Source organism: Tumebacillus avium (assembly GCF_002162355.1).
Taxonomy (GTDB): Bacteria; Bacillota; Bacilli; order Tumebacillales; family Tumebacillaceae; genus Tumebacillus_A; species Tumebacillus_A avium.
In genome coordinates this window covers 4376514-4390245 of the sequence record NZ_CP021434.1, presented here as the reverse complement: position 1 = coordinate 4390245, position 13732 = coordinate 4376514, and the positions used below count along the sequence as shown (strand labels likewise).

The window sequence follows — 13732 nt, the reverse complement described above, 5'->3', positions numbered from 1 at the left end:
AATGAGTCAAAAGCAACCTTCGATGTTTGCACCGGTCAAACAGCGTTCGTTCCGGAACCTGTTTATCGGATCGCTGTTTTCCGATTCGGCCAACTGGCTGGACATGACAGCGCTGGCGGTCGTCATCGCCTATGAATGGGGCATGGGGGCGACGGAGATCGCCTCGATGATGATCGTCCTGGCTTTGCCATGGATCTTCATCGGCCCGATCGTCTCGGTGTGGGCAGACCGTCTGCCGCGCCGCGCGCTGATGGTCACGTGCGTCTTGATCCGCGCCGTGGTGATCCTGGGGCTGTTCTTCGTCCCTAACTTGTATATCATGCTAGGACTCGTCTTCCTGCGCGCAACGGTCGCCACGCTGTACAACCCGGCGCGCATGTCGGCGATCCGCACGCTGGTCAGCGACGATATGCTGCCGCAAGCGCTGTCGCTTGGCCAGATGTCGGTGTACCTCACGCAAGTCGGCGCTCCGATGCTTGGCGGCGCTTTGATCCCGATCATCGGCGCGCGTCAGGTGTTCCTCGTCGAAGTTGGATTCCTGTTGTTGGCCGCTCTGTTCCTGTCGTTTATGCCGCCGCTGAAAAGCGAAGCGGTCGACCCGGACAAACAGCGCCCCCGCATTTCTGGCAGCAGTTTGCAGAAGGCATCGGCCATGTGCGCTCCAAGCGCATCCTGTCCGTTTCGATCATCCTGATGACGATCGGCATGTTCATCGTCATGCTGTATGACGGCATGCTGGTCATCTGGACGAAAGACATCGGGCTTGGCGAGCATGCATTCGGCTATTTGATCTCCGCGCTTGGCCTCGGCTCGGTCGTCGGCGCGCTCTTGATGGGTTCGCTGCCGAAATGGCATAGCAAGCCGCTGCATATGCTGGTGTCGCTCGCCCTCGTCTGCGGCCTGCTCGACGCCGTGATCGGCCTCGGCGGTCTCGGATACTTCCAGCTGCAACTGGCGATGTGGTTCCTGTTCTTCCTGTTCTTTGGGATCTTCTCGGCTGCAGCGATGATTCCGTTCAGCTACATCATTCAAAAGGAAACGCCGGGTCATCTCATCGGCCGCGTCACCGGCGTGTCGGCAGCAACACAGGCGGCTTCGATGCTGCTTGCTCCGGCGACCGGCGCTTGGATGACTTCGTACTTCAAGATTGGCGGCACGCTTCTCACAGCCGGCCTGTTCATGTCGTTCACGGCCGTGATTGTGCTGCTGATGCTGAACCGCATTTTGCGCGAGAAGCAGGGCGCTGTTGCTGAAACCGCCGCACCGTCCGCGTAAAGACACATCAGGTCAGGCCCCGTTTGGGGCCTGATTTTTTTAGGAGGAGGATTCAAATGCAGACAGCAGATGCTGTGATCATCGGCGGAGGCGTGATCGGCGCCGCCGCTTTGCACGCGCTTGCCGCACGCGGAGTACAGAACGCCGTGTTGTTTGAGCAAGGCCGGTTCGCAACGGGCTCGACCGGGCAGTCGGGCGGATTTTTGCGCGTCTATCACACCGACCCGTTTTTGACCGAATTGGCGGCGGAGAGCTTTGCGTTTTTCTTGGAGCATCGGGAAAGGGTCGGATATCGCCGGACCGGGTTGCTGTATCTGGAGGCGGAGCAGCAGACGGAACGGATGCGGGCCGAAGCCGAGCGGCTGGGGCTGGAATTTCTCACCGCCGCAGAAGGGGCGCAGCGCTTTCCTGCTCTGCAATGGGACGGAGTTGGCGGGGCCGTGTATGAAGTTCGAGGCGGCTATGCCGATCCGGTGCGCACGACCCGGTTTTTGATCGAAAAGGCGCGGGAGTGGGGGGCGCTTGCTTGTGAAGGGACGCGTGTGCAGCGCATTTTGACGGAAGGGGGGCGCGTGACAGGGGTTGAGACTTCGATCGGCACGGTGCATACTGAACATGTCGTGCTGGCGACAGGCGCGTGGACACCGCAGTTCGCCCAAGCGTTGGGGCTCCAACTGCCTGTCCGCAGCAAGACGATCCAAGTGCATTTTTACAAACGCCCGGGGGGAGCAGCGCTGCATCCGGCATTCCTCGACGACACGACCGATTTGTACGCGCGCCCGGAAGCGGGGGAGTTGTCGCTGATCGGTTTGCCTGTCGACGAGTGGGATATCGACCCGGACGTGCCGCAAGGAGTCGACCTCGCCGGAGCGCAGCGCACAGCGGAGGTCGCGGTGAAGCGTTTGGATTGGGTCGACGAGGCAAAGCTTTCCGGCGGCCGCCGCAGTTTTGACGCCTATACGCCGGACATGCGCGGGATTGTAGAGCCTTCCGTCGACCTCCAAGGGTTGATCCTCGCCACAGGCTGGAGCGGCGCAGGTTTCAAATTGGCCCCGGCGATTGGACAGCGCGTGGCGAAACTGATAGCACCGAGGTGACTTTTGAAATGAAACGCTTATGTATCATCCCTTGCGGTTCGCGAAAAATCTGGGATACCCAGCCCGACTTCACAGGGCCGGCAGCAGCCCGGCACACGTACACCGGCACGTTTCACCGACTCTGCCAAGCATACGCCCGGCAATTTTTTGGCGAGGACTGGGTGATTCTCTCCGCCAAACACGGGTTTCTCCGTCCCGAGGACATCGTGCCGGAAAACTACGATGTCCGCTTCACGTCCAGCAACCCGCTGCGCGATGTTTCTCTGGAAGCGTTCATCGAACAGGCGAAGGCAAAGGGGCTGACCGGCTACGACGACATCACGATCCTCGGCGGCAAAAAATACACCGTCGTCGTCCCGGCCGTCTTTGGCGATGCGCCCGCCTATCATACGCCGCTGAAAGGCTGCACGGGCATCGGATTTATGCAGCAGCGGCTGAATCAGGCGCTGGCGCAAGGACGCGAGCTATGAGTTTTTCTGCCCGTGATTTTTCTCACAACGTTTCGGCTAGCGAGCTGTTATTTTAAAGGTAACAAATAACAGCAACCAAAACGGGAGATGATCACCATGGGAGAACTTTGGCTCTACAGTTTGATCGCCACCATTATCGTCTGCGCGGGATGCATCCCGCATTATATGCTTGGCAAGCTGATGAAAAAATTCAACCATTTCCGCCAACTGAAGCGCGAAGAGATCGAGCAGGTCGTCCTGCATTCGTCCGACCACGATCAGCCGCTCGATGCCGATCAGTTCCTCCGCCTCTACAACGAATCGATCTTCATGGGCGACTTGCAGCATGCGCCCAAAGCATCGCAAGCAACTGACAGCATCCTCGTCCGCCTCCAAGACGGCGAGCAGATCAACATCACCAAGCGCGACCAGCTCTTCATCGTCACCCGCAACAAGTCGGACGGCCACCGGGTCGCTTTTTTAACCAAGCAAGACAGCCTGAACTCGATGATCCGCTAAAATACTGATCAAACCCGATCTCCACAAGATCGGGCTTTTTGTTGCTCACAGATATGCTGTTTTGCCCTACCGCATTATGGTAAAATGAGTCTACTAGTTATGTCCAAAGAACAAAGGGGCGTTTCCCGTGAACAAGACGATTTATGATGTAGCAAGAGAAGCAGGCGTGTCGATGGCGACGGTGTCCCGGGTGTTGAATGGGACGGCGGTGGTCAAAGACGAAACGAAAGCAAAAGTCCAGGCTGCCATTGAAAAGCTCGCCTATCGGCCAAACGCCGTGGCGCGCGGGCTGGCCAGCAAGCGCACGAAGACGATCGGCGTGATCCTGCCTGACGTGTCCGACCTGTTCCACGCAGAAGTGCTGCGCGGGATTGAAGATATTGCAACGATGTACCAGTATCACATCATCTTGACCAACTCTGACGCCCGCGAAGACCGCGAGATCGACTTGATCGGCACCATGTGGGAGAAACAGGTCGACGGGATGATCTTTATCTCCGAGAAGATTACCAAGGAGATTGTCAGAACTTTTGAACAGGCGCAGCTGCCTGTCGTGCTCTGCGCGACCGACGATCCGGAAGGGCGCATCCCGTCTGTTGCGATCGACAACGAGTCGGCCGCCTATGACGCCACCCGTTTCTTCCTTGAAAAAGGCACCTCGCAGATCGTCTTCTTCGGCGGTCCGACCACGCATCCTGTCACCATGGAGCGCCGGCGCGGATACGAACGGGCGCTGCAGGAAGCAGGGAAGCCGCTGCAAAACGATCTGATCCTGCACGCGCCGGATATGAAATACGAAGGTGCGCATGGCGTCGCGGCCGAATTTTTGCAAAATGGACACCGTGCCGAAGCGGTCGTCGCCGCCAGCGATGAGATCGCCCTCGGCTTCCTCAACGCCGTGCGCGACCGGGGCGGCAACTCGCCGCAGGACGTGCTCCTGCTCGGCTTTGACAACACGCGCCTCTCCACCATCGTGCGCCCGGAGCTGACCACCGTCGCCCAGCCGACGTACGACCTTGGCGCGGTCTCGATGCGATTGCTGACGAAACTGCTCCTCGACGAACCGATCGAAGACTACACCGTCCGTCTGCCGCACTCGATCATCGAGCGGACATCGACCCATCGGGGGTGAGCGCATGACTCCATCTGCCAAACCGCGCGTGCTCGTCACCCGCGCCTTGCCGGAAGCGGGCATGGCCCGGCTGTTCGAGCATTGCGACGTCACCGTCTTCTCAAACGAACGCCAGCCTACACCGGAGGAGCTCCACACGCTCCTCCATCAGCATGACGCACTGCTCTGCACGCTGGTCGACAAGATCGACCGCCCTCTGCTCGAAGCGGCCCGTCCGAAGGTCGTCAGCAACTACGCGGTCGGCTATGACAACATCGACATCGCGGCGGCAACCGAACTGGGCATTCCGGTCACTAACACGCCTGGCGTGCTGACCAACGCCACCGCCGAGATCGCCTGGGCGCTGCTGATGGCGGTCACGCGCCGCATCGTCGAAGCGGATCTCTACGTCCGCGACGGAAAGTGGACAGGCTGGTCTCCTTTGATGCTGCTCGGCACCGAGCTGGCCGGCAAGACGCTGGGCATCATCGGCTGCGGGCGCATCGGCCTCGCCGTTGCCAAGCGGGCCAAAGCGTTTGAAATGAACACGCTGTACTACAACCGCCGCCGCCTCGATGAAGCGACCGAGCGGGAATACGGCCTGACCTACGCAGGTCTTGATGCGCTGCTCGCCGAAGCGGACGTGATCTCCCTGCACATGCCGTACTCTTCCGAATCGCACCACATGATCAACCGCGACACGTTCCGCGCGATGAAAAAGACCGCTTTCCTGATCAACACCGCACGCGGATCGGTCGTCGACGAAGCGGCGCTGGTTGAAGCGCTGCGGACAGGCGAGATCGCCGGGGCGGGGCTGGATGTCTTTGAAGCGGAGCCTGCCGTGCATCCGGGCCTGCTCACGCTGCCAAACGTCGTGCTCGCTCCGCATCTGGGGAGTGCTACGCTTGAGACCCGCACGAAAATGGCGGAAATCGCCGTTCAAAATGTACTGAACGTTCTAAAAGGGGAACTTCCTGTCTCCCTTGTCAACCCGGACGTTTGGCCCATGAGATAGAGTTTTGCAAAAACATACAAAAACGCGAGAGGAGTTGCATAGGATGTTTGAAAAGTGGATTGATCAAAACCGCGACGACATCATTGCCAAAACACAAGGGGTCTTGCGCATCGATTCGGTGGGCGGGGAAGCGACCGCTCCTGATCAGCCGTTTGGCCCGGGGTGCGCGGAAGCACTTCACTATGCTTTGCAGTTGGGACAAGAGCTTGGGTTTGCTGTGAAAAACGTGGACGGCTATGCCGGCCACATCGAAATGGGCGAAGGGGACGAATACATCGCCGTGCTCGGCCACCTCGACGTGGTGCCGGTCGGGTCGGGCTGGACGTACCCGCCGTTTGGCGCCGAGATTCATGACGGCAAGATCTATGCCCGGGGGCGATCGACGACAAGGGACCTACGATGGCCGCTCTCTTCGCGATGAAAGCCATCCGTGAATCGGGCGTGCAGCTCAGCAAGAAAGTCCGCCTGATCATGGGCCTTGACGAGGAGTCGAACTGGCGCTGCATGGATCACTATTTCACCAAGGAGCCGTACCCGATCGGCGGTTTCACCCCCGATGCGGACTTCCCGCTGATCTATGCGGAAAAGGGCATCTTCTGCTTCAACCTGACCAAGCCGCGCCAGGAGCTCGCCTCCGCTCCGGTCATCGTGCGCGAACTGACCGGCGGCAACCGCGTGAACATGGTGCCGGACTCCTGCCGCATCGTGCTGGCAGTCGATGGTGACGCTGAAGCGGTGGCTGCACAGATCCGCGAGACGGCCGCACAGGAAAACGTGAAGCATCTCCTGGAAGTGAACGGCAGCGAGATTCTGCTGACCGTCGAAGGTCTCTCCGTCCACTCGATGGCGCCGCAGCACGGGGTCAATGCGGTGGTACAAGCGGGCAAACTCCTGCGCGTGCTCGACACGGCCGACCGCGATACCTGGGCATTTCTGTCCGAAGTCGACACGGACGGCGAGCGCGTCGGCGTCAAAATGACCTGCCACGCGACCGGTCCTTTGACTTGCAACCTCGGGCTTGCAAATGTTAATGAGCAGGAAATCACCTTTACTTTTAACCTGCGTTTCCCTGTGGACAAAACGGATGCTGACATGTTAAGTTTGTTAGAACAAAAAACGGGGCCGATCGGATTTAACGTGACAGACCCCGGCATCGCCAACATGAAGCCGCACTATGTGCCCCTCGAATCGGAGATCGTGCAGACGCTGCTCAAGGTGTATGAAGAAGTGATGGGGGAGAAACTCGCTCCGCTCACCACCGGCGGCGGCACGTATGCACGGGCGATTCCGAACGCGGTCGCATTTGGCGCACAATTCCCCGGACAGCCGGAAGTGGCTCACCAAAAGGATGAGTTCTGGGAAGTTGACCACCTGCTCACCTGCACCAAGATCTTTGCAAAGGCCATTTACGAGCTGGCAAAGTAACCTCGCTTACAGAACAGGTGATCTTGTCGTTGCATAATGATAGGTAACGAAGTATAAGCACCAAGCAGCAACCATTCTCTCTGCGAAGGAGTGATGAGAATGCGCGTAGAGAGGCTCGGAGACAACAAAGTGCGTTTCATGCTCTCTTACGACGACCTCGACCAGCGTGGCATCGACCGGGATGAGATCTGGCAAAATGGCCGCAAGGTACAAGAGCTGTTCTGGGATATGATGGAGAAAGCGTATCTGGAGACCGGTTTTGAAGTCGCAGGTCCAATCGCCGTCGAAGCGTTTACGATGCCGACCGAAGGCGTCATCGTTGTCGTCACGCAACTGCCTTCACTGCCTGCTCACGAGCAGGAACTCCTGGAGGAGGAAGACGATGATGCTGAGATGACGATGATCTCTCCCGATCCGTTTGGCGCTTTTACGTTTGTGTTCCAAGACTTGGAGGAAGTGATCCGCGCTGCTCATTCGCTGCAGGCGTATGAAGCGGTTGGCGGCACGCTGTACCACTACAAGGAACGCTATCATCTTTTCTTCGATGAAGATGAGGTTGGGGAAGAGCTGTACGACACGTTCTGGTCCATTCTGCATGAATATGGTGAGCTCTCGCCGACAACCAAGGCGATGCTCGATGAATATGGCAAGCGGGTCATGAATGGCAACGCCGTCCAGACGATCACCCAGCATTTCCCGCTGCGTTAAATACGTAACAAAAAGCTCCCGGCCGCATCGGCCGGGAGCTTTTTGTTTTGTTTTTGTCACCGAAAAATATACTGGTACAGCTTCATCAAAATCGCTGCGATCGCCGCCGCCATCAACGGGCCGACCGGAATCCCTTTCAGGAACACAATGCCAAGCACCGTCCCGATGACCAGACCCATCATCAGCTCCGGGTCCATTTTCAGCATATACAGACCTTGGCCGTTCAGATACGTCGCCAAGATCCCGCCGACGATCGCGCAGACTCCGCCGACCGATAAAAAAGCGCTCATCAGGTCTTTGGTGGCCACTTTGCCATTCACCAGCGGCACCAACACAGAGATCATCAGGAACAGCAGGCCCAGCTCGAGACCTCTCCGTTCCAGCGTTGGAAAAAACCGCTGCAAGCTCAGCAATTTCAAAATGAGCAAAAAGCTGGCGGCTGTGGCCAAAATGCTGGCCCTGCCGACGATGCCAATAATAATCAATACGACCAGGATAATCTCTCCGACCACGCCGACCGCCCCTTACCTGTGCAGACTCTTTACACATGTATATGGACAGGGCGGACAAGGTAGACCAGAAGCCTACAGCGTGAAGCGCAGGGTGTCGCTGCGCAGTCCGACGCGCAGCGCTTCCAACGCGATGGTGTCGCGCGGATTGATATTTCCGAAATTGACGTTCGGCCCGAATTTTTTGATCAATTCTTCCTGCTGTGATTTTAAAGGCGCTTCCCAAATCAGCTGGTCAAGGTTCTTCACTTGAGAGGTCAGCGCGTCAAAATCATCTTGGCGGATCGACCCGTCCTGGGCAAACATGCCAACCGATTTGCCCGATTCACGTCCTTCGAGAATCACTTTGAACGCGCCGGCGGCGAGGTCGGCTTCGATCATCTCCAGCTGTGTTTCCACAGGCAGATGCAGCCCGTCTTCCTTTTTGCCAACTTCGGTGATCACTTTCAGACCTTCTGCGTTGGCGTGGCGGATGATCTCCTCCCGCTTTTGCTGCGACAGGGGAATCGTGCCGTCCGACACTTCGACGGTGCGGAAACCAAGCACCAGACAGCGTTCCAGAAACTGGTGCCATCTGTTTTGCAAAACCGCTGCTTCGAGGAAGGTGCCGCCTGGGTAGATCTCGATCTGATTGGCTTGCAGCAGCTCAATTTTGTCGCGCAACACGTGTACAGGATACAGTTTTGAGGTGCCAAATCCCAATTTTACATAGTCGATGTAGGGACCGGCCAGCTCCACGAGATCACCGGTCTCTTGCAAGCCGAGACCTGTATCGATCAACATGGTGAGCCCGCTTGTCGTTCGCGGTTTGGCGAGTCGACCAGGCAGCGGATCACGCAAGATATCATCCCAAGCCCGTTCGGACGATGAACGTTGCATACCTTCCGACTCCTTTCTCTTTCCCGAGCCTCATAAATCCTCTTTATCTTCGGGGAGTAGGCTCTTCTAGCGTATGAAAAAAGCGGGCGTGTGGTGAAAAATGTACAAGCCTTGATCGACCAAAGGGGTTCCGGTCAGCTATATCTCCCGTTTTAACAATATTGTGTACTCCAGACACGGTGGGGATGTTGAAGAGAAGAGTCATAGTCGTCCTTCTTACATGAGAATAGCGGTGTGTCATACTTGGACTTTGTGTGCTTCAGGGATCGATCAGGTCGAAAAGTTTGCGAGACGGTATATCGTCACGTTTTCGATATTGTATATACACGCCACCGAAGTGAGGGCAGGATGAGTTCTAGGCGTTTTCAATTCTTCGCAGAGGTTTTCACCACGCTTGAGCTTAACGAAAAGATTATAAATATCGATCAAGTCACTTCCGGGCGACTTTGGAAGTACGGAGGCAAGGAAAACGTTGTGTAGGTGTGAACGAACTTAGTTGTGGCTAGAATGATGTCTGGAGGTGATAACGTTGACAGTGGTATATGCGACGGACAGCGGGGAACGGCTATTCGTGACAGAAACCAACGACTTGGCTGGTTTGATCACGGCAATCAAAGAGAGCGATACATTGATATTCGATCAAAGGCAATTCAAGCTTGAAAGTATGCTCCTTAATCACCATACTGAGGATGGATACTTTCGCACCGAGTTTATGGTGTACATCGACGAGATCATCACGATATAGAATTAGGCACCCGACATGGGTGCTTAATTCATATTCCCTATATGAAACCGCTCGATTATGGATTGTTGGTGATGTGAGTAGAAGGTGTTAGTCTTTGAGACAAGTCCGTTGACAAGAGTGTTAATAAAGGGTTTCAACAAATTTTGTCGAATATATTTATGTCGATAAAACTTGAAGGAGGGGGAAAAACTATGTCAGCTGCTATAGAATTGCTTAAACAAAAAAATGAATATCCAATCGTTTTCATCGGTTCAGGTATTTCCAAGAGATATCTGGTTGATTTTCCTAGTTGGGAGGACCTGCTAGACTATTTCTGGCAGAAACTCAACGAAGGAATGGACTTTTATGCTTTTCTAAATACATTAAAAAAATCAATTGTAGAACAATATCCGAATGCAAATAAAAGCGAGATTACTTATCACACAAATATCGAAGCTGCTACGGTAATCGAAACGAAATATAATTCGAAGTTTTTCAAAGAGGAAATTACAATTGAAAATTTCACGCAGCGAGATGCCTATAAGTCCGGGGTTTCGCCTTTTAAAAAAGCAATATCTAATAGATTCAGCGAGTATCAGTTAATCGATAATGGTGAATATCCGCTTTTTCAGAAATTCCTCAATAAAGCACAAATAATTCTGACCACAAATTATGATGGATTTCTCGAACGATCTTTTAATAGTATTAATAGTAATGGAATAAAAAAATACATCGGGCAGAAAGGTTTTTTTGAACAGACCTTAGGCTGGGCCGAGATTTACAAGTTGCATGGAAGTTATGAAGACCCTAGTTCTATAGTTATCACAAAAGATGATTATGAGAACTTTAACAAAAACTCCGTGTTAATCAGTGCCAAAATCATCTCCTTGTTGGTCAATTCTCCGATAATTTTTATTGGATATTCGTTAACGGATTTGAACGTCAGAAAAATTTTACAGGACTTTTCCTCGTCGTTGTCTCCATCTGAGATTGAGAAGATGAGTACCCGCATAATTATTATTGAAAGAAAAGAAAGGGAACTAGAAATAAAGGAACGAACAGTTTTTGATAAGGAGTTAGGGTGTCAGTATACAGTTATCACAACGGACAATTACGCGGCGTTGTATGAGCAGCTTATACAAATCAACCAAGGTGTATCGCCTTCTGAGGTAAGGCGATATCAAAGGGTCATTAGACAATTGATAGAAGATCGGGGAAGGAAAGGAGCCTTGAATTCATTGTTGATTGCGCCCCAACAACTCGAGGACTTAGAAAAAAGGATTGGTGATGAGAATCTAGTTGTGGCGTTGGGTGATGCCACCTACATTTTTCAAATGCCGGATCTACTATCCTATGTTTACGATTATGTTTTTGATCAAAATGAAATACCCGCTGATATTGCTCTTCGTTTTGTCGCGAGTCAGGCTGGAAATGCTCGAATTCCATTTTTGAAATACTTGCACGATGTAGATCTAGAGAAGACTATATTAAACCCTGTAGAAAAGGAAAAAATAAGGCAACGCCTTCGCCGATTCGGTGACTTAGAAGAAGGTTGCATCTCTTCGATTAACGATTATTACAGAATTCAAATGAATTCACTTGAAGATATAGTCTCGCTTAAGTATGATGAATCCAAAGAACAGGAGATTATTGGTTTTAACGTTGCTCGTATAGAATTGGAGGATTTGGAAAGGTACATTAGGGAAAAGGTGAGTCGTGTGAAAGAAATTGGGGTGCCAAGATTCACCACACAATTTAGAAGGCTGTTGTTGTCATACGATATTCTTAAAAACAAAAAAGAAGTCAGTGTCGAATCTGCTGCTATACCTGTCAAGTAGACAGGTGTTTAAAAAGCTATACAGTGATCGATTTCGTACTCTAATAGAGGTCGATACGATCAGAGAAATGGATGGCAAAATGGGGGGGCCTTAGTCCTTAACAGATCTTCCATTTTTTGAACAACATCCATCGTGTCTACTTAGAGCATCTATCCAATGACGGGACATTGGATAGATGCTCTTGCCTTTTGTAGCCTTGCGTAGTTGGCGGTAGTAGCTTTTGAGGTGGCCCTCGGGATCACGACGTGTTCATGTTCCTCTTGTTCTTCATGCCTGTGAACAACGAACTCGAACATTAGCCATGAGTCGGACGCGCATGAGATCGACGACTTATAATGTGTTCTCAAGAAACTGCGAGATGCTAATTAGGCAAGCGAAACTGGCGAAACGACTTCGCCGAGCCCGTTCAAGGCCTCAATGAAGCTTAAAATAGCTCCGAAAGGACACAAAAACATTTTTCGACAAAGGAATAAGTTGTTGGTATTTCGTGTAATTGTTACCTATAAAAAGATTGGAGGGATCTCTCGTGCATCGAATAAACATAGGAGTAACTCTAGCAATGGCAGGCACCTTACTTTTTGCCTTTGGTTCGAGTTCGTACGCATCCAGCGATGAATCGCAAGTGACAGTATTGGATCGTGCATTTCAGGTAGTACAGCAGGAGATCTTTGAAGAAAACGCAAATCAATGGGTGGAAATTTCGAATAATTGGGTATCTTCTCAGGCTGCTTTAATGGACGGTTTTCTGGTTGATCCTGAGCATGCAAAATCTAACCGAGGCTTGTTCACGATCAAACATGCGAGAATTACTGAATCCAAGAAGGTAACTCCTGATGTAGCAAAAACGGTTTCGAATTATGATCAATATGTTGCCGATTATGGTGAAGCACATGTTTATTACATCGGAGTGGATTACAAAGTAAGAAAAGAAAGTGAGTTTTATATCAACGGAGTCAACTACATGCTTGCTGTAGTTGTTCCAGAGAATGACGAGTATAAGTTGATTGAAATGTCGGTTGCGCCAGTGGATATCTTTAATTTAACGAACAACGGCTTTGGAACTGTGGATGAGAAAAATGCGTTGAAAATCAGAAAGGAACTTTATAAGGGGAAGGTGGTAAATCGTATCGGGGAAGTGATCAAAACGAACATCGCAACGCAGGAGCAACTTCAAAAAGAAAAAGGATTCAAATCCCTGAACAATTTAACAGCACCTGAAGTCACGGGAGATCATGTCCGTCCTAACTCAATTCCGATTTTGTTAGAATATCCCCCAAATCGGTCCAACTACGGGTGCACGACCGCCGTTTGTGTCCGGGATATTCCCTTTTATGATTACGTGAAAGATGTGCTACCAAATGAGTGGGGACCAGCGTGGCGGATGGAATCTCTTAAGGCAGGTGCGATGGGTGTCAAAATGTTCGGATGGTACCGGTATTATAATAAACTGCTCCCCCAATACGGAGCATCTCTATACGATACCCAAAAAAGTCAAGCATATGTTGTCAATTCTAGTGCTCAATACACCGCCACGACGAACGCCATTAATGCTGTTGGAGGAATTGGGATGGAAAATGCCTCCACGCATGCATTATTTGAAGCTCAGTATGCGGCTGGAATAAGTGGCTCGCCGGGCACTCAATACAGCGGAGTTATGACACAATATGGAACGAAGTATTGGGCAGACAGTGGTCCGTATCTTTTTGATTGGATGCTGCATTACTACTACGATTACTCTCCTAAAACGGGAGCAACAAATAAGTTGGGTTTCTTTACCTATTAGTTCGTTGTGATGTTGAAGAATTGAAACGTGGTTCCCCCAGGTCCATGAGCTTCTACAACAAAGTGAGTATGCAGGGAACGATTTCCGTATTCCAGTTGATAAGACCAGCCGTCTGAGGGATCGATATCCTCCCCCATAAATTCGCATTTTTTTGGCCCCGTCCCTGTGGGGTACAGCCAAAACGTGACTTTTGATGTATGTTCCGCATCCACGTGAATCGTGACGACTCCGGGCTTTTTCGGTAAAGTCAACCAAAGACCCTGAATTGGAATAGGTGTGGTGTAGACCTTGCTTATGACAGGGGAAGTACTTGAAAGTGGCTTTGCGTCGGGTATTGGCTCGCACATGGATGTTACAAGGGACAAGATAAGCAGGAAAACACAAGTTTTCATTTGACTGC

General features: G+C 52.3%; 16 protein-coding genes. 13 read left to right on the top strand and 3 right to left on the bottom strand.

The window, feature by feature from the left end; all coding sequences use genetic code 11:
• Window position 1: 1 nt before the first annotated feature.
• The 10 genes from CBW65_RS20315 to CBW65_RS20270 all read left to right on the top strand — a co-directional run bounded on the left by CBW65_RS20315 (window position 2) and on the right by CBW65_RS20270 (window position 7599).
• Window positions 2-694: an MFS transporter gene (locus CBW65_RS20315; protein WP_087458400.1), complete on the top strand. Its 693-nt coding sequence runs from the start codon at window positions 2-4 to the stop codon at window positions 692-694.
• Window positions 655-1275 carry an MFS transporter gene (locus CBW65_RS20310; protein WP_087458399.1) on the top strand — a complete coding sequence of 207 codons (621 nt, stop codon included), beginning with the start codon at window positions 655-657 and terminating at the stop codon, window positions 1273-1275. Before CBW65_RS20315 ends, CBW65_RS20310 begins: the two co-directional genes overlap by 40 nt.
• Before the next feature lie 56 nt (window positions 1276-1331).
• Window positions 1332-2372, top strand: a complete 1041-nt coding sequence (locus tag CBW65_RS20305; protein WP_087458398.1) for an NAD(P)/FAD-dependent oxidoreductase — start codon at window positions 1332-1334, stop codon at window positions 2370-2372.
• 8 nt (window positions 2373-2380) lie between these two features.
• Window positions 2381-2842 (top strand): DUF6884 domain-containing protein, encoded by a 462-nt coding sequence (locus tag CBW65_RS20300; protein ID WP_087458397.1) that lies wholly within the window; start codon window positions 2381-2383, stop codon window positions 2840-2842.
• Between the two features lie 96 nt (window positions 2843-2938).
• Entirely contained in the window at window positions 2939-3340 is a 402-nt protein-coding gene (locus CBW65_RS20295; RefSeq protein ID WP_087458396.1) for a hypothetical protein, read from the top strand.
• 127 nt (window positions 3341-3467) lie between these two features.
• Complete coding sequence (locus CBW65_RS20290; RefSeq protein ID WP_087458395.1) at window positions 3468-4472, top strand: substrate-binding domain-containing protein; 1005 nt, start codon at window positions 3468-3470, stop codon at window positions 4470-4472.
• A 4-nt stretch (window positions 4473-4476) separates the two neighbouring features.
• Window positions 4477-5466: a 2-hydroxyacid dehydrogenase gene (locus CBW65_RS20285; RefSeq protein WP_087458394.1), complete on the top strand. Its 990-nt coding sequence runs from the start codon at window positions 4477-4479 to the stop codon at window positions 5464-5466.
• A gap of 43 nt (window positions 5467-5509) precedes the next feature.
• Window positions 5510-5887 carry a M20/M25/M40 family metallo-hydrolase gene (locus tag CBW65_RS20280; protein ID WP_087458393.1) on the top strand — a complete coding sequence of 126 codons (378 nt, stop codon included), beginning with the start codon at window positions 5510-5512 and terminating at the stop codon, window positions 5885-5887.
• Window positions 5866-6891, top strand: a complete 1026-nt coding sequence (locus CBW65_RS20275) for a Sapep family Mn(2+)-dependent dipeptidase (RefSeq protein WP_087458392.1) — start codon at window positions 5866-5868, stop codon at window positions 6889-6891. Before CBW65_RS20280 ends, CBW65_RS20275 begins: the two co-directional genes overlap by 22 nt.
• A gap of 99 nt (window positions 6892-6990) precedes the next feature.
• The gene (locus tag CBW65_RS20270; protein WP_087458391.1) at window positions 6991-7599 is read left to right on the top strand and encodes an adaptor protein MecA; all 609 of its coding nucleotides are present in this window, start codon (window positions 6991-6993) and stop codon (window positions 7597-7599) included.
• Between the two features lie 56 nt (window positions 7600-7655).
• Here the strand turns inward: CBW65_RS20270 and CBW65_RS20265 are convergent, their stop codons facing one another.
• Window positions 7656-8111: a DUF441 domain-containing protein gene (locus CBW65_RS20265; protein WP_087458390.1), complete on the bottom strand. Its 456-nt coding sequence runs from the start codon at window positions 8109-8111 to the stop codon at window positions 7656-7658.
• A gap of 72 nt (window positions 8112-8183) precedes the next feature.
• Window positions 8184-8987: a phosphosulfolactate synthase gene (gene comA / locus CBW65_RS20260; RefSeq protein WP_087458389.1), complete on the bottom strand. Its 804-nt coding sequence runs from the start codon at window positions 8985-8987 to the stop codon at window positions 8184-8186.
• Between the two features lie 529 nt (window positions 8988-9516).
• On the opposite strand from comA, the gene CBW65_RS20255 reads away from it, so the two are divergent.
• From CBW65_RS20255 to CBW65_RS20245, 3 genes are all read left to right on the top strand, one after another.
• On the top strand, window positions 9517-9732 hold the full coding sequence (locus CBW65_RS20255) for a hypothetical protein (protein ID WP_087458388.1): 216 nt from the start codon (window positions 9517-9519) through the stop codon (window positions 9730-9732).
• 191 nt (window positions 9733-9923) lie between these two features.
• Window positions 9924-11549 carry an SIR2 family protein gene (locus CBW65_RS20250; protein WP_087458387.1) on the top strand — a complete coding sequence of 542 codons (1626 nt, stop codon included), beginning with the start codon at window positions 9924-9926 and terminating at the stop codon, window positions 11547-11549.
• A gap of 559 nt (window positions 11550-12108) precedes the next feature.
• Window positions 12109-13332 (top strand): SpoIID/LytB domain-containing protein, encoded by a 1224-nt coding sequence (locus CBW65_RS20245; RefSeq protein WP_087458386.1) that lies wholly within the window; start codon window positions 12109-12111, stop codon window positions 13330-13332.
• Here the strand turns inward: CBW65_RS20245 and CBW65_RS20240 are convergent.
• The gene (locus tag CBW65_RS20240) at window positions 13329-13724 is read right to left on the bottom strand and encodes a hypothetical protein (RefSeq protein WP_087458385.1); all 396 of its coding nucleotides are present in this window, start codon (window positions 13722-13724) and stop codon (window positions 13329-13331) included. The genes CBW65_RS20245 and CBW65_RS20240 overlap by 4 nt on opposite strands.
• Window positions 13725-13732 lie beyond the last annotated feature (8 nt).

Bases quoted from the DNA above. Each gene is read 5' to 3' on its own strand.
- CBW65_RS20275 (WP_087458392.1), top strand. From the start codon at position 5,866: ATGGCCGCTCTCTTCGCGATGAAAGCCATCCGTGAATCGGGCGTGCAG.
- CBW65_RS20270 (WP_087458391.1), top strand. From the start codon at position 6,991: ATGCGCGTAGAGAGGCTCGGAGACAACAAAGTGCGTTTCATGCTCTCT.
- CBW65_RS20240 (WP_087458385.1), bottom strand. From the start codon at position 13,724: ATGAAAACTTGTGTTTTCCTGCTTATCTTGTCCCTTGTAACATCCATG.
- CBW65_RS20295 (WP_087458396.1), top strand. From the start codon at position 2,939: ATGGGAGAACTTTGGCTCTACAGTTTGATCGCCACCATTATCGTCTGC.
- CBW65_RS20285 (WP_087458394.1), top strand. From the start codon at position 4,477: ATGACTCCATCTGCCAAACCGCGCGTGCTCGTCACCCGCGCCTTGCCG.
- CBW65_RS20280 (WP_087458393.1), top strand. From the start codon at position 5,510: ATGTTTGAAAAGTGGATTGATCAAAACCGCGACGACATCATTGCCAAA.
- CBW65_RS20250 (WP_087458387.1), top strand. From the start codon at position 9,924: ATGTCAGCTGCTATAGAATTGCTTAAACAAAAAAATGAATATCCAATC.
- comA (WP_087458389.1), bottom strand. From the start codon at position 8,987: ATGCAACGTTCATCGTCCGAACGGGCTTGGGATGATATCTTGCGTGAT.
- CBW65_RS20305 (WP_087458398.1), top strand. From the start codon at position 1,332: ATGCAGACAGCAGATGCTGTGATCATCGGCGGAGGCGTGATCGGCGCC.
- CBW65_RS20245 (WP_087458386.1), top strand. From the start codon at position 12,109: ATGGCAGGCACCTTACTTTTTGCCTTTGGTTCGAGTTCGTACGCATCC.
- CBW65_RS20315 (WP_087458400.1), top strand. From the start codon at position 2: ATGAGTCAAAAGCAACCTTCGATGTTTGCACCGGTCAAACAGCGTTCG.
- CBW65_RS20300 (WP_087458397.1), top strand. From the start codon at position 2,381: ATGAAACGCTTATGTATCATCCCTTGCGGTTCGCGAAAAATCTGGGAT.